This window comes from Vallitalea pronyensis, from assembly GCF_018141445.1.
In the GTDB taxonomy this organism is placed as follows: Bacteria; Bacillota; Clostridia; order Lachnospirales; family Vallitaleaceae; genus Vallitalea; species Vallitalea pronyensis.
On record NZ_CP058649.1, the window covers coordinates 2,060,518 to 2,078,768 of the forward strand.

Genomic DNA, 18,251 nt, shown 5'->3' on the forward strand with positions numbered 1-18,251 from the left:
AAATTGTTTTCATTTTAGGGATAAACCCATGTACAATAAAAGGTATGATAGAATAGGAGTGTTTACATGGATAATAAAAGACTTATTTATGGTCTTATTCTTATATTGGTTGTTATACTAATGGGTTCATTAATAGCTGGTATTGCTATATCAAATGAAATAACGAAATCATCAAAAGGGGACTATTTGTGGGATTCTAAAGAGAGAGCCAAGGAGCATATCATGGTTATCATTGATGATGCCAATCAGACCTATGACGAAGCATTTGAAAAAGGATTGTTGGAGACAGCTGCTACTTATAGAATTGCTGTAGAGATTAACAAGATTGATCGAACGAATTATGATGACGATGTTATCGCTGCTTTGGACAAAGCCAAATATGCGAAGGTGAATGGTATCATTGTTCATGCTTTTAATGACGAGAAAATGGCAAGCAAAATTCAAGAAATCAGTGACTTGGGTATTCCAGTTATCACCCTTGATGAAGATGTACCTAAAAGCTCAAGAATATGTTATGTTGGCGTTAACCGCTACGATATTGGACAATTAGCAGGTGAAAGTTTTGCGCGATTACTCCATGATGGGGGTAAAATAGCCGTCATTGATCAAAAAAGTTATAGCAAGGACAGAACCATTAACGAGGAAATGATGTTGCTTGGATTAAGAGAAGTACTCAAATCCCAACCCAATCTTTCTCTGGAAAAAATAGAATACACAGAGCAGGGCGTTCTAAGTGCTGAAACAGCAGCGACAAAAATTTTATTAGGTCGTAACGATATCAATGGTATTTTTTGTACAGATGGTGAAAATACATTAGGGGTTGTGCAAGTCTTAATTGATAATAATCTGGTGAACGATGTTGTTCTTGTAGGGTATGGTAATGATGCAGAAATCATGGCGTATATTGAAAAGGGTAATATTATTGAAGCTTCAATTGTCACCGACCATGAAGATATAGGACGACAAGCCATTGAGGCATTTATTGAATACAGAACCAATCAATTTGTGTCCAGTTACATCAATACAGATATACGTTTGATTGATGAAACAAATGTCCTTGACTATATCAGTGAAATGAGTGATACACTTGACGAGAAGGAATAGAGCCAGTTCAATTAAGAATCATTTAATCGTTTATTCATTAGGCGTTATTTTGCTTATGACAATACTCAGTGTCTATGCCTTGTTCATCATGGAAAGATACAGAGGACAAATTGAAACCATGTTTGAAAGGCATATTTACTTATCGGACATACAATCTGTCATCTCAGAGCTGGATGATGATTTACTGGGTTTTTTAAGTTCCAAAAGTTCAACAAGGTTAAATGATTTTAACATCAATCAACAACAACTTACCCATTTATTAGAAGGGGATTATGAGCATCTCTATAGTATGGAAGATGTGCTGATGAAAAACATTAGAAATCTCTCCATGGAATATATTGATCAAGGACGAGATGCCATCTCATACAAACGGCAGAGAAATGTAACCAGATATGATGAAAGTTACGAAAAAAGTAAACACATAAAGACCTTTATTTTTGAATACATTGATGGGCTTAACGCTATACAACTGTCCAGAAATTCAAAATCTTATCTTGAACTTGTAAACCAGACCCATCTACTACAGACCATTACGTATATTATTGTCATCAACTTAATTATTATATCCTTATTGATTGTCTACTTAATTACGTCAAGAATGGTCAAACCATTTCGTCAGCTATCCCACGTTGCAGAGGAAATTTCAAAAGGAAATTTTGATACAGAGGACATTCACTTGGAAATGGAAGATGAGTTTCAGTTGTTGGCCATTGCATTCGATAAGATGAAGCATAATATTCGAGAATATGTAGCTGAAGTGAAGATTATTGCTGAAACAGAATCCAAACTGAAAGATGAGCAGTTAAAAAATGTGAAGATGGAGCACCTTCTAGATAATGCTAGATTATATGCCCTTCAGTCTCAGATTAATCCCCATTTTCTTTTCAATACCATTAATGCAGGTGTTCAACTGTCCATTATGGAAAGAGCAACCCGAACAGGGCAATTTTTAGAGAGCATGTCCAGACTGTTTCGGTATAACATTCAAAAAATGGATTCTACCTGTACGTTAGAAGAGGAAGTGACAAACATATCGGATTATTATGATTTACTGAAGGTAAGGTTTGGTCATCGGATACAATTTGAACTAGAAATAGACCCTTTGACCCTTCATAGGAAAGTCCCTCCTCTGATTCTTCAACCACTGGTAGAAAATGCGTATATACATGGGCTTAGTGGTCTTGAAGAAGGCGGTACCATTAAGGTGGCAACAAAGCATCTAGCTCATGAAGTACTTATTACCGTAGAAGATAATGGGAGAGGAATGGATGATGCCTTAATTGAAAAAATATTGGGTACCCATAGTGCCCATGATATCAGTCAAGATAAAGAGGAAGGCATTGGTATCCGTAATGTCCGGGACCGATTAGCATTGTATTTTCATAGAACTGATATATTGACCATGGAAGGCAGATTAAACGAAGGTGTTAAAATAACCATCCGCCTGCCACATGAAATGTAATGGAGGCAAATGATGTACCGATTAATCATAGTAGATGATGAGCAAATTGTTTTAGATGGGTTAAAATTTTTGATTCACGATACCGTTGAAGACATAGAAGTGGTTGCAACAGCCAGTTCAGGTCGTGAAGCCATAGCTGCTTGTGAACAACATTATCCAGACATCGTATTCATGGATATTAAGATGCCGGGTATTAATGGCATAGAAGCTATAGAAGCCATTAAGAAGCGGCATATCGATACAAGATTCGTGATTATTTCTGCTTATGAGCAATTTGAATATGCCAAACAAGCTGTTGAGCTTGGTGTCAGTGACTATATTCTAAAACCCATTCGCCCAGACAAGGTAACAGAAGTATTGCATAAGATTATCCATGAGATTACGGTGGAACGGAAACAACGTCTCCGTGAGATTGAAAACAGAGAAAAAATAGAGAAGATCATTCCTGTTTTAGAGCACGGCTTTATCTATTCCTTATTACTCAACACGGATTATCGCGATGAATTAACCAAATACCAAGACTTGTTTGAGGTCAAGAATGAAAAGGGTTATGTCATGGTCATCGAGTTTGGGGAAGGCAAACATTCGGAGCTTCAAAATAAGATTGGTACAGGCATCAAAGGACAATCCTTTTACCCGAAAGTCCAAAGCGCCATCAAATACAAATGCAAATGTATTGTAGGCCCCATGATAGTGAATCAAATGACGGTTTTGGTCTATGAAAATCATATGGACTCTGAATATGAGCAGAGAATAAAAGCATTCGAATTAGCCGATGCCATCTACAACGCTATCAAACAGCTAGTGGATAGTAATATCTACATTGGTATTGGTTCCTGTTACGCACTTGAAAAGAGTAAAAATTCCCTAGAAGAGGCTATGTTTAGTCTCAACAGGATTACCGATGAGCACATTGTTCATATTAATGATATATCAGAAAAGGATAGTTCCAGTGACGATTACACGTATATTGATATTAAAGAAGATCAAAATCGTATCATCAAACTTCTTGAGTTAGGTGATGAAGAGCAGCTGGTTAATGCTATGAAATCGTTTTTCAATAAAATCAATAAAAAATTTCATGGTGATATGGTAGATGTTCGCAATACCATTCTTGAACTCATGGTAATGGTTCTTAGCTGCTCTTATCGGAACGACCTGCAAGAAGAAATTGTTGGCTATTCCAGTTATCTGAATGAACTAAATCGACTGGAATCAATGGTAGCACTGCAAAATTGGTGTCTGAGAAAAGTCAGTTTTATATCAGAACAGGTACAAAGTAAAAAAGGTAAGCATATATCAAAAGTGGTATTACATGCCAGGAACTATATCGATGCACATCTACGGGAAGACCTTAACCTCATTGACATCTCCAAAGAGGTATCGGTAAGTCCGCAATATTTTAGCAAGATATTTAAAGATGAAATAGGACTTAGTTTTGTAGAATACGTACGTAAAAAAAGAATTGATATCGCTAAAGAAATGCTTAGAACCCATAAATACTCTGTTAAAGAAATCTGTTATCAAATTGGTTATAATGATCCTAATTATTTTAGCCGCTTATTTAAGAAGCTTGTTGGTGTATCACCAACGGAATATAAATAAAATCATGATAGAGCCAGACATGGTACATGCGCTTATAATCGTAAGAAGGTGGGGTAATCATGAAAATAGGTAAAAAACAGTTGCATATGTATGGGGTGTTTATAACTGTAATCCTATGCCTGAGTCTTATTGCCATGCTGGTCTATGGTTTTCGAAAAAAAGACAGCATAGAAGATGATGGCAAAATCACCATTGGTTTTTGTGCCGATAATTTGGTCATCGAGCGTTGGCAAAGAGATCAAGAAATTTTCCAGGCCAAAGCAAAAGAACAAGATGTGGACGTTATCGTCTATAACGCTAATGAAGACAATGCAACGCAAATCAAACAGATTCGTTTACTTATTGAGAAACAGGTGGATGTGATGGTTGTTATTCCCTATGATAAAAATGGGTTGAAGGAAGTCATTGGGGAAGCCAAAAAGGCAGGCATTAAAGTCATTGCATACGACCGGCTGATTAATCATGCAGATGTGGATGCCTATATATCCTTCGACAATAACAAAGTAGGTGCACTCCAAGCAATAGAATTGACAAAAGTTGTACCAAAGGGGAATTATATCATCATTAATGGCTCACCAGATGATAATAATTCATTCATGTTCAGAGACGGTTACATGGGTGTTCTTGAACCATTTATTGCATCAGGGGCTATTAACATCGTTGAAGACAAGTGGGCGAATATGTGGCGAGAAGAATATGCTTACGATATTGTACAGAAAGCATTAAATGACAAGATGCAGATAGATGCCATCATTGGTGCCAATGACCGTCTGGCAGAAGCCGCAATTAGAGCCTTATCCGAGAAGGGCCTAGGTGGCAGCATCTACGTGGCTGGTCACGATGCCGATATTAGTGCCTGTCAACGTATTGTTGAAGGTACCCAATATATGACAGTCTATAAACCTATTCGATTATTAGCAGAATCAGCTGTTGAGCTGGCCATCGATTTAGTCAATGGGAAACCAATAGAAACAGATGAATCCATTAACAATGGTTCATACGATGTACCGTATATTAAATTGGATGTATTATCCGTGACCATTGACACACTAGAAGAAACAGTTATAAATGATGCCTTTCATCAAAGAGAAGATATTTATAGAGAAAATTAACGATACTTAGTAGAGCCATAAAGGGGTGTCCTATGAGAACATATCAACATGTTCTTATGGGACACCCTTTTTGGTTTATGATACTTTGAGCATTAGCACAGATTTAAGGTTAAAATTTTCTCTGAACAAACTTAAGATTAAATTCTTAGTGGTGGACATTACAATCAATATAAAAAAATTAAAAATGTACAGATTTCTCCTCCTCACAGTCATGGTATTCAACCTGTCTTGGCGCTATACTTGTTGATGTACTTCAACTTTATTATTTCAAAAAATGGAGGATTTAAAAATGAAAAAGTTATTGGTGTTATGCTTAATACTAGCATTATCAGTTAGTACCATTACAGGATGTGGTCAAACAGATGATAAACAATCAGAAGGCACTTCTGCAACAAATGATAACAATGGGGATAAAAAACAGGACGGCACGGTGGATATTGGTATTGTACTTCCAACAAAAGAAGAACCACGTTGGGTACAAGATGAGGCAAGATTCAAAGCTGCTTTAGATGGTACAGATAAATCCGTTGAAATACTTTTTAGCCAAGGTGATTCAGCAAGAGAAAAGCAAAATGTTGAAACATTAATCTCCAAAGGTATTAAAGTACTTATTATCACACCGCACGATGGTGCAGCAGCAGCTGCGGCGGTTGAAGCAGCAAAAGAAGAAGGCATTACGGTTATCTCTTACGATAGACTTGTAACGAATACAGATGCTGTGGATTACTATGTAACGTTTAACTCTGTATCTGTTGGTGGAGCACAAGGGCAATACCTTGTGGAACAAGCCAGTGGAACAGGTGAAAAATTATACTTATACGCAGGTGCAGCTACAGACAACAATGCATTCTTATTCTTTGAAGGTGCATGGAACGCTTTACAACCAAAGATTGCAGACGGTACATTTGTGGTACAAAACTCTTCCAAGGCGGTTGAGTATAAAGACAAAGCCACTTTAACACGTGAAGAGATGGGCGCAATTATCGAGCAGATTACGACAGATTGGAAACCAGAAGTTGCTAAGTCAAAAGCAGAGTCACACATTACAGCGGCTCCACCAGAAGGTAAGACCTTCATCTTAGCACCAAATGACGGTACATCACGTGCCATCTATGACCAATTTGCAAAAGAAGATGGCGTTGAGATCTATATAACAGGTCAAGATGCAGAGATTCCATCCATTCAATATGTCATTGATGGGAAACAAAGCATGACTGTTCTAAAAGATGTGAGAAGCCTTGTAGCAGGTGCTATTGAAACTGCAACAAGTGTATTAGATGGTAAAACAATTGAAACCAATGGTTCTTATGATAATGGTAAAGTTGACGTTAAAGCAAAAGATATTAAAGTCATCACGGTGACGGGGGATAACGTAAAAGATACCATCATTGAATCAGGATATTACAATGCTTCTGAATTCAAAGGACTGTAAGTTTTAATAAGATTAAATAAAAACCCCTGAATGATCATAAAGGGACTGTCTCAAAAAGCTATCCATCGTCATCTAGAGGTATTTCACTGGAATATAGATGTTGTTTGCTTTTTAAGACAGCCCTTTATACTGTATAGATATAGGATAGGAGCTATGTCATGGCAAATATATTAGAAATGAGAAATATTACAAAAGAATTTCCAGGTGTTAAAGCTCTTGATAATGTAAATTTCCAAGTGAAAGAAGGAGAAATACATTGCCTTGTCGGTGAAAACGGAGCTGGAAAATCAACACTTATGAAGGTTTTAAGTGGTGTATATCCCAAAGGCAATTATAAGGGTGATATTGTGTTTAATGGTGATGTACAGCATTTTCAAGGTATCAGTGATAGTGAAAGCAAAGGTATTGCCATTATCTATCAAGAACTTGCCCTTATACCAGAAATGACAGTGTATGAGAATATTTTTCTTGGCCATGAGATCAAGAGAAATGGTGTCATTGATTGGCATGATACAAAAATAGAAGCAGCTAAAATGCTGAAGAAGGTAAAGCTTGCTGTACATCCAGCATCAAAAATAATCGACCTTGGTGTTGGTGTACAACAATTAATCGAAATAGCTAAAGCCCTGAGCAAAGATGTAAAATTACTCATATTGGATGAGCCTACAGCGGCTCTTAATGAAGATGATAGTGATAACTTATTGGAACTGCTGAAAGACTTGAAAAAGCAAGGGGTAACGTCCATCATGATTTCACATAAATTAAAAGAAGTGATCCATATTGCTGATACAGTAACGGTGCTTCGAGATGGACAGACCATTTGTTCTCTGGATGCGAAAAAAGGTGAAGTTAACGAACGGGATATTATCAAATACATGGTGGGACGAGAAATCAATGATATTTTTCCTAAACGAGAAACCAAGAATTTTGGAGATATCCAGCTGGAGGTCAATAACTGGTCCGCCTTTGACAGGAAATTAGGCAGATACGTGGTAAAAGATGTGAATTTCAATATTCGAAAAGGTGAGATTGTAGGTATTGCTGGATTGATGGGTGCAGGTAGAACAGAATTCGCCCACAGTATCTTTGGTAATTCAAGAGATTATCAATTATCAGGAGAACTGAAGATTAACCATAAGAAGAAAGTGCTTAAAAGTCCGAAACAAGCCATAAAAAATGGATTAGCTTATGTATCAGAAGATAGGAAAGGGAATGGTTTAATTCTCATTGAAGATGTGAAGCAAAACATTACGATAGCCAATCTTAAGGAAATTTCTGATGCATGGGTTGTGAATAAAAACGAAGAGATTAAAGTGGCAGAACAATATCGTCAATCTTTAAATATCAAGACCCCTTCCATTGAACAGAAAGTGAGTAGTCTAAGTGGCGGCAACCAACAAAAGGTTGCTTTGGGCAAATGGTTATTTGTTGAACCCAATGTTCTTATTCTAGATGAGCCTACAAGAGGTATTGATGTTGGGGCAAAATATGAGATCTATACCATTATGAATGAACTGGTTGTAAAAGGGTTGAGTGTCATTATGATCTCATCAGAATTACCAGAAGTCCTTGGCATGAGTGATCGTATTTATGTTATGGCAGAAGGTAAGATGACAGGAGAACTTAGCATTGAAGATGCTACTCAAGAAAATATCATGGAATTGGCAACAGTATAGGAGGATGAACATGTTTAAGGATTTAACATCAGCAATAAAAGACAATATAAGAGATTATGGTATGTACATTGCACTTGCCATCATTATCCTTATATTTACAACCCTGACAAATGGATTATTCATAACCCCAAGGGTCATATCTGACCTGATTGATATGACGGGCTATATTGCCGTTTTATCGGTGGGGATGACATTGGTCATTGTTATTCAACATATTGATTTGTCCGTAGGCTATATCGCTGGATTTTTAGGTGCTGTAGCGGCTATATTAAGTTCTAAGGTTGGCATGCCACTCTACTTAATTTTTCCAGTGGTGCTCATACTTGGCGCTCTAATAGGGGTGGTATGGACAGGAACTCTGGTTGCAAAAATTAAGATTCCAGCTTTTGTGGCAACACTTGCAGCCATGACCATTTTTAGAGGATTATTGATTCGTACCACCAATAGTGCCACGATTTTTACAGATAGTGATGCTTTTAATGCTGTAGGAAATGGTTATATTCCAGATTTATTTAACAATGATCATCTGCATGTGCTAACGATTATTATTGGCGTAGCAGTTGTTCTTTTGTATGTCATCATGGAAATTAGGAATCGTCATAAACAGGTAGCTTATAGGTTGCGGGTAAGTACATTACCTATTTTTATAGCTAAGTTAGTGTTTGTATCCGCCATTGTGATGTATTTTATATGGAAGTTAGCCAGTTTTAAAGGTTTTTCTTGGACGGCTGTTATCGTTGCCATTGTGGTTGTGATTTATAATTTTGTGACTAAGAATACCACGTTAGGTCGGCATATTTATGCTGTTGGTGGTAATCCAGAGGCGGCTGAGTTATCCGGTATTAGTGTGAAATTTATCACGTTTGTTGTGTTTGGTTCCATGGGGATGTTATCGGGTTTATCGGGTCTTTTGTTTACCGCCAGGTTACAGTCGGCAACACCTACAGCTGGTATGGGGTTTGAATTGGATGCCATTGCAGGTGCTTTTGTTGGTGGTTCGTCAGCGTCTGGTGGTGTTGGTAAGGTAACAGGGTCCATTATTGGTGCGTTGGTTATGGCATCTTTGTCTAAGGGAATGGATTTGATGAATGTAGGTGTTTCTTATCAATATATTATTCGTGGATTGGTGCTTGTGGCTGCGGTTGTGTTTGATGTGAAGACAAGGAATATGCGTTCGAAAAAAGCTTAATGTTCATGTTTTATAAGAGGGCTGATGAGGCCCTTTTTTGTTGTGTTTTAGAGGATTACTCATTATTTGTTGGTCTAGATGAGTGTAGGGCAAGACATCCGTCGATGAATAGGTATTAAAAATCTGTTCAGATTAATCCTGCTAAGAACAACTAGAGCGCATTCCAAGATAGCTTCCTAAAACTTAAAACTCGCAAGCTCAGACAATTAAGTTTTTTAACGGAATCTATCTTTTCATTTGCTAAGGTTTTCTAAGCAGGATTAAACATCACTGATTTTTAATACCTATTCATCGACTAGGGTGATAGATGGGGCTAGGGGTATTGTATGTTGGAGTGGTGTAATATTTGTAGGATGTATATCATCAATATGAAGGTGTGGATTGGTTGACGGGATAGGTTGGGTCTTATATAATGAGGAGTAAGGTTAGCGTGTTTGTTAACATGGTTAACGGACGGATTTAAATTTTAATAATAGATGGAATTCCGAGTTTATTTATCTAAACATGCGTGCATGATTTTTAAACCGATAGGGTGTAATTTGAAAAGGTTATGCCTCCCGTTGTGGAAAGGAATGATGAAACCTTAAGACTATTATGGTTTATTTCGGGCTTCCTTTTTTGTTAGGTGGCTTTTTTATTTTATAGAAAAGTCCTTGAATATAGGACAGGGAATAGAAGCATTTTTCATATGCGTTAAGAATACATACCTAATGGATAAATACATTTTGCGGTATGCTTTATGTGTCTTAATCAAAGTGAAGGAGAGGCTTATGAAAAAATATTTCGTAGTGGGGTTAATCATGATTTTGTGTGGTATAGGTATAGGACAAATTGTCAGAAAAGAACCACAAAATCCGTATGAGAATAGATTCGCTAGTCTATTGGAGGACTATGATGCAACATACAATGAACGGATAGAAAAAAGTGAAAGTGATGAAATTTTGAGAGTATATGATCTTCAAAATAATCAAACGGGGTATATGGTTGTTAATCAAGGTTATGAGGATGTTATTTTGATGTATGTGGTGCTTAGTGAGGAAGACATAGAGCAAGTAGATATTCTATATCAAAATGAAACAAAAGATTATGGGGGGTATGTAGAGGAAGCATGGTTTTTAAAGAGGCTTATGCTGCCAGTAACCCACAAACTTCAGGTAGTCAAGATGAAGAAGGAACGTCCGGGGGATGTAGTAGCTATTACAGGTGCGACCGTGACATCAAAAGCGGTTGTAGAAGGTATTAATACATGTTTAGAAGAGAATGGAGGGATACGATGAATAGAGGGAATTGTGTGGTGAAAATAGGGGTAATACTGATGTTATGTATGCTGTTAGCAGGGTGTCAACAAGCAGATAAGGCTGGAAGCAGTTCGATATCTAAAGAGGGGTTATCTTATGAAGGAGAGCTTCTCTTTTCTGGGTTAGACCATGAGTTTTCAGTCGTTTATAATGATATTTATGCCATGGAATCTGTGACACGAGATGTTAAGCATCTTTCCTCCAGTGGTGAAGAGTCCGTGGACAAGGTAACAGGTGTTATACTGGATACCATCTTGAGCGAAAAAGGAATCTCACAGAAAGATTTTAGTGTGATTCGCTTTATTGCTGGTGATGGTTATGCCATTGATGTCACATCAGAGATACTGCAAGAAAAAGATATTATACTTGCTTATGCCTATAATGGTACGTATTTGGATGAGAAGAAACAACCTTTAAGAGTTGCAATAGATGGTGTGCGTTCTATGTACTTTGTAGCAAACCTGAATGAAATAGTATTTGTGAAAAAAAATGATACAAGCCTACCATCTAATACCATGGATCCCAAAAAGGTGATTATACTGGAAACAGCTGCTGAACAATTACAATCAGATATCTACACCTATTATGACAGTGAAGACCAAGCCTTTAAAGTAGCGGATCTCTTGAATGCCTATGCCAAGGAAGACGTTGATTTGGGTCATTTTATGGCATCGGATGGTTTTGAGAAATCAGAAGATATGGATGTGCTGATGAAAGGCTATATCAAGACCACAGGAAAGGATATACCTCTTTTTACAGTTCCCGATCTACCAAAAGGAATGCATGTGAAACATATTTTCACCTTGAAAATAGGGGATACCTTGTTTGCTTCCGCTTCACAAGGTATTGGTTTATTAGAACAACGAACAATGAGTGGCAAGGTGGGGACCTCACTGGATATTTTTATGGATAAAGTAGGCTTAACTGGTGAGGATTACGTCTTCACATCGGGTGATGGTTATCAAGTGGAGATTAGCAAGAACCATCTTAATCGGGGCATCATTTATTTAGATGATTCCGGTCAATATGGCGTTATGTTTGATAAGTCTCTGCCAAAATCAACAGGAGTAAAGGGCATATTATCCATTGAAGTGAGTGATGATGCCAATGGCGTAGATAGAGCAGTAAAGGATGATACGAAGAAGAATGAGACATCATCGGATAATCAGGAAATACCTTGGACAATAACAGTGGAGGGATTAAGTGACGGCAGTTTTGAATTGACAAAGGATCGAGCCGAGAGAAAGCTTGAAAGGGCACAACTCCATACAGAACGAGTAAAAGATGATAAGAAAAATGAAGAGGACTGGGAAGGCTATAGAGTCCTTGATGTATTGTATTTTTTGAAAGTGGAAGATTTTAATACCTTGGTCATTATAGCAAAGGATGGATTCGAAATTGAATTATCCAAAGAGGATGTGGATGAAGAGACCCTATTAGCTGTGGCTAAAAATGAAGTACCTCTTATAGACCCGGATAATCTTGTTCAATTGGTACAAAACACAACGTATGCAAGTACGTGGGTGAAAGGTGTAAGCAAAATAATCGTTAAATGATGAGAGTTGGAGATGGGTGATGAGAAAACAGCTAAGAATAGGTATCTTAAGTATATTATGCATATTGGTATTAACGGCATGTGAAAAACACCAAGCAATGCTGCCTTCATTACAAGTGATAGGTGATCTTGAAGAGTGGATAAGTCTTCATGAGGAATGGGGGAAGCTTGATAAATCAAACATTTCCTATAAGGATGCAACCATAGAAGCCGTGGAGCTATATGATTTCATTAGCTCATATCATGTCATCTACCCTTCATTTGATGTAATACTAAAAGCAGAAGATGGTTTTATGGTTCGGTTGGATGGGGATACACTACGTGATACTTACATAGGCTATGCCACACAGAATGAATGGGTATATGTTTCAGAAAAGCATCCTGTTAACAGCAGCATAAAACATATCAAGGAAATCATTATCGTTAAGGAAGAAACAGAGCCGCCTAACCATACCAAGGGTCTTAATATTATCCATCAGGATAAAACATTACATCTGTCCATGGGTGAGTTACTTACTCAGACTTATCAGGTATACCCTTATCATGATGGAGACACCAGCTATGAAATGAATGGTGAGACGGTAAGTGTCCGTGTGATGCAGGAAAAGAAAGTAATCCCATTAACAAGCATCATTACAGATGATAGACATCATCTGCTCATAATGAATGAAGAAGGCCAGCATAGGTATGCAACAGATGTTGAAGGCTACATTGACATTGGACAAAACCAGGTGAATTATATGACACAAGATGGATGTACTTATGTTAGAGATATAAAGGGGCTTATGGTGAATCCGCCCAATCACTCAGTTATGGATACCTATTATGATACACTCCACTTTCTAGAAAATAATGAGAAGGTATTGATATTATTTCTAGATGGTTTTTCATATGCGCAGTATAGCCATATGAAAAACCATCTGCCACATTTGTTTTTGTCTCAGGTCGAAGAGGTACAAAAAGCAAGCACTGTTTATAAACCCGTAACCAATGCTGGATTTGCAGCTATGATTACTGGGAAAGAGCCCTATGTGAATGGTGTAGTCGATCGTAGTTATAGAGAGTTAAACGTGGCATCTATTTTTGACAAAGCAGAAGCCTTGCATAAAAAAAGTGTCCTTATAGAAGGGAATGCTTCCATATTAAATACTTCTGTTAAACCCATACTTAATATTGATCACAACAAGGATGGCTATACGGATGATGAAATCTATCATACAGCAGCTAAAACATTACTGGATGGGAGCCATGACTTAGCCCTGATACACTTTCACAGTATTGATGAAGTGGGCCATCGAGTAGGACATATCCACGACGACGTGATGGCACAAATACAAGTAGTCGATCACTATGTTCAAGGATTGGTTAAAGATTGGCATGGTAAAGTGATTATCGTATCAGACCATGGCATGCACGATACAGCTGACGGTGGCAGCCACGGTGAGTTTAGAGTTGAAGATTTAATGGTACCCTATATTATCTTAGATGGTGGACAATAAGGAGAGAGGAGTGCAGGGAATATGAAAAAGAGTACGATGATGATAACAGGTATCATGGTCTTTTTAGTGCTGGTTGTAGGGATCACAGCTTATCTAAACCAAGAAAATGCAGCTAGAAAAACCAAGCTAAATGATGATGCCATCTTTACTATTTATGATGATGGGCAACAGATTGCTGCTTATAATATGGTGGAGATTCAAGCCATGGGGGAAGAACGTTTTCAAGCTCATTTAAAAACAAATGGCAAAGACCCCATTCCTTATACGTATACAGGTGTACTGTTAAAGACTATCCTTGAAAAGGCTAAGGTATGTTTCCAAGGGAAGACATCAGTTATTGTTTCTGCTATTGATGGGTATGTAGTATCTGTTAGTACGGATAAAGTCATGGAAGATGATAATGTCTATTTAGCTTACATGCGGGAGGGTGAATTAATTGGAACCAGAGAAGATGGCGGGAAAGGTCCCTATCAGATGATTATTAGAAAAGACGCGTTTAGCCAGTATTGGTGTAAATATGCTTATTCAGCTGAACTGAAGTAGTTGAAGTGACGTTTGGTGAGTCAATATTGGATTTATGTAATGGGGATAGATGTAAATATCAATGTACATAGGAGGTAAGGGATGAAGGTTTTTTCTGTTGTAGGGTATACCAAGTCTGGCAAAACAACAACCATTGAGAGCATAATTAGGGAGCTTAAGAAACGCCGTTATTCCGTTGGAACCGTAAAAGATATCCATTATGAACAATTTGAAATGGATACAGAAGGGTCAAATACCCATCGGCATAAACAAGCAGGTGCAGAACTGATTACAGCAAGAGGTTTTCACGAAACGGATATACTTTTTCAAGAAAGGTTAGGTATTCATCGTATAGCCAGCTTTTATGATGTGGATTATTTAATTCTTGAGGGGGTCAGTGACTCTATTGTCCCCAAAATCGTAACAGCTGATAAAGTCAGTGACATCGAAGAAAAATGGGATGATACCACATTCCTCATTTCTGGAAAAATTGCTGATGTCATGGATGACTATAAAGGTTATGAAGCTATAAGTGCTATAAAAAATGTGAGCAGACTTGTGGATATCATTGAAGAGAAGACCTTTGAACTCTTACCTGATTATGATGAAGCCTGTTGTAACGCTTGTGGTTATAGCTGTAGAGAACTATGTAAACGCATTTTAAAAGGTCAGAAGAAAAGACAGGACTGTGTCATAGGACAGGGACACATCACCTTAAAGATAAATGGTCAAGTCATCACCATGGTACCTTTTGTTCAAAAGATATTAAAAAATGCGATACTTGGTGTTGTAGGGGAGTTAGAGGGCTATACGTCCAATGGCACCATTACAATAGATATGCAAAATGATAAGTATGATTGATTCTAATAAAAAAGTTAGCATATCTGATTATTAATCATGTACCACATAACAATACTGCAATTGAAAAAGCCGATAAAAAATTATATAATACATACCATAGTAAGAACCCAGTCAACATATGTGACATGATGATAGGAGGACTTATAATGGAAGTGATGGTTGTTATATTTATTGTTATAGGAATAGGTATCTATTTTCTAAACGTCGTGGGACACGAAGCAAAGATTAAAAGACAAATAGAGTCCATGGGTGGCAGGTTATTAAGTTATGAAAGACGCAACTTTTTTTCGGGCATTGGTCCTTTTCATGTCGTGGGCAGAGGGCGTATGGTTTATAGAATAGACTATGAAGTGAATGGTGTTATGAAAGAAGGCTGGGTACGATTTGGTAGTCTTTTTGGACCAGATTGGCGATTATAATTTTATGCGTATAGGATTAAAATCCTCTTAATGAAGAATCATTCCATGGAGCACCTCATAGCTTTTGCATTATTTCTATAAAAAAAGTATTGTACATATTTTCTTTATTCGTTATACTTACATAAATATTATTTGAGCGCTATTGATCATATTAACAAAAAGGAGGGCTTAACATGTATGCAATTGAATTATTCTTTTCAGAAGAGGTAGAAGACTATGTGAGAAGAAAGTGGAAGGAAATATCGTTGAATCACATAGCATCCAGCTTATATGACATGGAAGGTACTCGACCGCATGTATCCTTAGCATTATACAATGATTTAGAGGATTTACAAGAATTCCAACAGCATTTTTCTGAGTATTATAAAGGATATGGTGATACCATTGAACTTAAATTTGATATCATCGGGACGTTTCCAACAACTGGAACTGTATTTTTAAAGCCGACCATTACAACAGAACTATTGGATTTTCATAAGGCATATCACAATAATTTTCAACAATATCATAACCAAAGTCAATATTATATCCCTGGTAACTGGGACGCTCATTGTACCTTTGCATTTGGTTTAGATAATAACGCTATAACCGATGTTATAAATTATCTGCTAAAAGATTTTAAACCATTGAAAGGACATATCGTTGAAATAGGGGTTGTTGAGGTATTACATGATGGCCATCAATATGTTTCTGCTAAAACACTATTTTCAGAGAGATTAGTGCCATAGAGGAGGTTAATATGACACGTGAAGAAGCGTTATTCTTATTAAAAAAACATGTAAAGACAGACCGGGTTTTGCGACATTCATTAGCCGTTGAGGCAGCTATGATGGCTTATGCGAGAAAATTTGGTGAGGATGAGCATGAGTGGGGTTTATTGGGATTACTTCATGATATTGATTTTGAAGCATATCCGGACGAGCATCCTCATCATGCACCAGAATTGTTAAAGGATACAGATTTAGATGATGATTTTATTCAATCTATTTTATCCCATGGTTCTCATTCAAGTATACCCCGAGATACGAAACAACGCCAATGCCTCCATGCCGTAGATGAAATGGCAAGTTTCATTATAGCCGTTGCCTTAATGCGGCCAACAAGGCTTGAAGGTTTAAAAGCAAAGTCTGTTAAGAAAAAGATGAAAACCAAGACGTTTGCTAAGGCTGTTGACCGTGAAGAATTAGTTGCATCTATAGAACCCCTTGGTATTGAATTTGCTGAACATGTGGACATTATCGTCAAAGGGTTAATGGAACATGAAGCAAAGATTCAAAAGGAAGGGTATAGTTTATTAGGGTAGTAGAAAAAATAAATATGTCAACACATGAAGAGGTTGTCTTATTTCCTTATATAAGACAGCCTTTTTGCCTTAGTAAAATACACAAAATAGTACAAAATTGAACAGGATACTGCTAGAAAAAGAAGCCAGAATTCGTTAAACTTATAGTAAGAAAATAACAGTAGTGTTCGATACAATTAATCGGTTAAAAAGATGGTAGGTGCTCGATATGACAAAGGTGTATCTGATAACAGGATTTTTAGGTTCTGGGAAAACAACATTCCTTCAAAATCAATTGAAAAGTAATACCCATAAAACGGGTGTTCTCATGAATGAATTTGGTAAAACCAGCATTGATGGCACATTGATTCAAGATGATAACATGGACATGATTGAATTGACCAACGGCTCTATTTTTTGCAGCTGTCTAAAAGACCATTTTATAGAAGGTCTAAGGGAGCTTATATCAAAAGAGCTGGATTGTATTTATATTGAGAGTTCAGGGCTTGCAGACCCATCCAACATGTTGACCATTATGGCGTTATTAAAAAGCCAGTGTTCACAAGAGTTTTCTTATGAAGGTTCCATATGTATCATTGATTGTCTGCATTTTCTAAAAGAATATGAGATGATGGTAAGTGTTGCTAATCAGGTTCGTCACAGCCAAACCATTATTTTAAATAAAACCGATCTGATTGATGAAGCAACAAAGGATAAGATTAGAAAAATCATTGTTGAACTCAATCATCAAGCAAAGCTTATTGAAACCACTTATGGGCAAGTGGATGCCACAGAACTTAATATTGGTCACGCATTTAGTCAACAACCAGGTGAAACATCCAACACAGAAAGTAACCGTCCTAGAACGTTAACACTGATGTTTAACCAAGAAAATGTGAAGATAGAAGACGTCATGCAGCTATTTGAACAGATTAAACCTTTCTGTCATCGCATAAAGGGATTATTAAGCTTAGACCACATCACGTATAAAATAGATGGGGTACAGGACCATCTAAAGGTATGTGAGTATAACGACCCCAGTGAAGACAATAATAAAATTGTACTTATATCCAATGTAGGTACGAAACTCATCACACGTATACAAGAAATGATGCCCGATGCTTTAAAAGGGCAAGTGGATATTAAAATGGAATAAAGGGTACAAGTGTAAGTTAATGCAACAGCTGATAAGAGAAAAATAAAGCTTATCAGCTTTTCTATGTACTTTTTTAATC

16 protein-coding genes and 1 riboswitch are annotated in these 18,251 nt (G+C 37.1%); all 16 genes read left to right on the top strand.

The annotated features are described in order from the left end of the window. Positions 1–66 precede the first annotated feature (66 nt). Positions 67–1,104, top strand: coding sequence for a sugar ABC transporter substrate-binding protein (locus HZI73_RS08470; protein ID WP_212697814.1), 1,038 nt, complete (start codon positions 67–69; stop codon positions 1,102–1,104). Continuing rightward, complete coding sequence (locus HZI73_RS08475) at positions 1,088–2,566, top strand: sensor histidine kinase (RefSeq protein ID WP_212697815.1); 1,479 nt, start codon at positions 1,088–1,090, stop codon at positions 2,564–2,566. Before HZI73_RS08470 ends, HZI73_RS08475 begins: the two co-directional genes overlap by 17 nt. A gap of 9 nt (positions 2,567–2,575) precedes the next feature. Then, a complete protein-coding gene (locus HZI73_RS08480) occupies positions 2,576–4,171 on the top strand; it encodes a response regulator transcription factor (RefSeq protein WP_212697816.1) in 1,596 nt (531 codons plus the stop codon). 59 nt (positions 4,172–4,230) lie between these two features. Beyond that, positions 4,231–5,283, top strand: a complete 1,053-nt coding sequence (locus HZI73_RS08485; RefSeq protein WP_212697817.1) for a sugar ABC transporter substrate-binding protein — start codon at positions 4,231–4,233, stop codon at positions 5,281–5,283. 289 nt (positions 5,284–5,572) lie between these two features. Next, a complete protein-coding gene (locus HZI73_RS08490) occupies positions 5,573–6,715 on the top strand; it encodes a sugar ABC transporter substrate-binding protein (protein ID WP_246552413.1) in 1,143 nt (380 codons plus the stop codon). 158 nt (positions 6,716–6,873) lie between these two features. Next, positions 6,874–8,391 (top strand): sugar ABC transporter ATP-binding protein, encoded by a 1,518-nt coding sequence (locus HZI73_RS08495; RefSeq protein WP_212697819.1) that lies wholly within the window; start codon positions 6,874–6,876, stop codon positions 8,389–8,391. Between the two features lie 10 nt (positions 8,392–8,401). Next, positions 8,402–9,580 (top strand): sugar ABC transporter permease, encoded by a 1,179-nt coding sequence (locus tag HZI73_RS08500; RefSeq protein ID WP_246552414.1) that lies wholly within the window; start codon positions 8,402–8,404, stop codon positions 9,578–9,580. A 470-nt stretch (positions 9,581–10,050) separates the two neighbouring features. Continuing rightward, positions 10,051–10,169, top strand: a riboswitch (molybdenum cofactor riboswitch). Between the two features lie 181 nt (positions 10,170–10,350). Beyond that, positions 10,351–10,857, top strand: a complete 507-nt coding sequence (locus tag HZI73_RS08505) for an FMN-binding protein (RefSeq protein ID WP_212697821.1) — start codon at positions 10,351–10,353, stop codon at positions 10,855–10,857. Further along, positions 10,854–12,434 carry a molybdopterin-dependent oxidoreductase gene (locus HZI73_RS08510; RefSeq protein WP_212697822.1) on the top strand — a complete coding sequence of 527 codons (1,581 nt, stop codon included), beginning with the start codon at positions 10,854–10,856 and terminating at the stop codon, positions 12,432–12,434. Before HZI73_RS08505 ends, HZI73_RS08510 begins: the two co-directional genes overlap by 4 nt. Before the next feature lie 19 nt (positions 12,435–12,453). Beyond that, positions 12,454–13,932 carry an alkaline phosphatase family protein gene (locus HZI73_RS08515; RefSeq protein ID WP_212697823.1) on the top strand — a complete coding sequence of 493 codons (1,479 nt, stop codon included), beginning with the start codon at positions 12,454–12,456 and terminating at the stop codon, positions 13,930–13,932. A 21-nt stretch (positions 13,933–13,953) separates the two neighbouring features. Beyond that, entirely contained in the window at positions 13,954–14,475 is a 522-nt protein-coding gene (locus tag HZI73_RS08520; RefSeq protein WP_212697824.1) for a molybdopterin-dependent oxidoreductase, read from the top strand. Between the two features lie 81 nt (positions 14,476–14,556). Continuing rightward, entirely contained in the window at positions 14,557–15,315 is a 759-nt protein-coding gene (locus HZI73_RS08525; protein WP_212697825.1) for a molybdopterin-guanine dinucleotide biosynthesis protein MobB, read from the top strand. Between the two features lie 146 nt (positions 15,316–15,461). Beyond that, complete coding sequence (locus HZI73_RS08530; RefSeq protein ID WP_212697826.1) at positions 15,462–15,734, top strand: hypothetical protein; 273 nt, start codon at positions 15,462–15,464, stop codon at positions 15,732–15,734. A gap of 173 nt (positions 15,735–15,907) precedes the next feature. Then, complete coding sequence (locus HZI73_RS08535) at positions 15,908–16,462, top strand: 2'-5' RNA ligase family protein (protein ID WP_212697827.1); 555 nt, start codon at positions 15,908–15,910, stop codon at positions 16,460–16,462. 11 nt (positions 16,463–16,473) lie between these two features. After that, positions 16,474–17,037: an HD domain-containing protein gene (locus HZI73_RS08540; protein WP_212697828.1), complete on the top strand. Its 564-nt coding sequence runs from the start codon at positions 16,474–16,476 to the stop codon at positions 17,035–17,037. A gap of 208 nt (positions 17,038–17,245) precedes the next feature. Continuing rightward, positions 17,246–18,172 carry a GTP-binding protein gene (locus tag HZI73_RS08545; RefSeq protein ID WP_212697829.1) on the top strand — a complete coding sequence of 309 codons (927 nt, stop codon included), beginning with the start codon at positions 17,246–17,248 and terminating at the stop codon, positions 18,170–18,172. The last annotated feature ends 79 nt before the right edge of the window (positions 18,173–18,251 follow it).

Coding starts and splice junctions, on each gene's coding strand:
- HZI73_RS08485 (WP_212697817.1), top strand. CDS start 4,231: ATGAAAATAGGTAAAAAACAGTTGCATATGTATGGGGTGTTTATAACT.
- HZI73_RS08480 (WP_212697816.1), top strand. CDS start 2,576: ATGATGTACCGATTAATCATAGTAGATGATGAGCAAATTGTTTTAGAT.
- HZI73_RS08470 (WP_212697814.1), top strand. CDS start 67: ATGGATAATAAAAGACTTATTTATGGTCTTATTCTTATATTGGTTGTT.
- HZI73_RS08530 (WP_212697826.1), top strand. CDS start 15,462: ATGGAAGTGATGGTTGTTATATTTATTGTTATAGGAATAGGTATCTAT.
- HZI73_RS08500 (WP_246552414.1), top strand. CDS start 8,402: ATGTTTAAGGATTTAACATCAGCAATAAAAGACAATATAAGAGATTAT.
- HZI73_RS08535 (WP_212697827.1), top strand. CDS start 15,908: ATGTATGCAATTGAATTATTCTTTTCAGAAGAGGTAGAAGACTATGTG.
- HZI73_RS08520 (WP_212697824.1), top strand. CDS start 13,954: ATGAAAAAGAGTACGATGATGATAACAGGTATCATGGTCTTTTTAGTG.
- HZI73_RS08525 (WP_212697825.1), top strand. CDS start 14,557: ATGAAGGTTTTTTCTGTTGTAGGGTATACCAAGTCTGGCAAAACAACA.
- HZI73_RS08515 (WP_212697823.1), top strand. CDS start 12,454: ATGAGAAAACAGCTAAGAATAGGTATCTTAAGTATATTATGCATATTG.
- HZI73_RS08495 (WP_212697819.1), top strand. CDS start 6,874: ATGGCAAATATATTAGAAATGAGAAATATTACAAAAGAATTTCCAGGT.
- HZI73_RS08505 (WP_212697821.1), top strand. CDS start 10,351: ATGAAAAAATATTTCGTAGTGGGGTTAATCATGATTTTGTGTGGTATA.
- HZI73_RS08540 (WP_212697828.1), top strand. CDS start 16,474: ATGACACGTGAAGAAGCGTTATTCTTATTAAAAAAACATGTAAAGACA.
- HZI73_RS08510 (WP_212697822.1), top strand. CDS start 10,854: ATGAATAGAGGGAATTGTGTGGTGAAAATAGGGGTAATACTGATGTTA.
- HZI73_RS08490 (WP_246552413.1), top strand. CDS start 5,573: ATGAAAAAGTTATTGGTGTTATGCTTAATACTAGCATTATCAGTTAGT.
- HZI73_RS08545 (WP_212697829.1), top strand. CDS start 17,246: ATGACAAAGGTGTATCTGATAACAGGATTTTTAGGTTCTGGGAAAACA.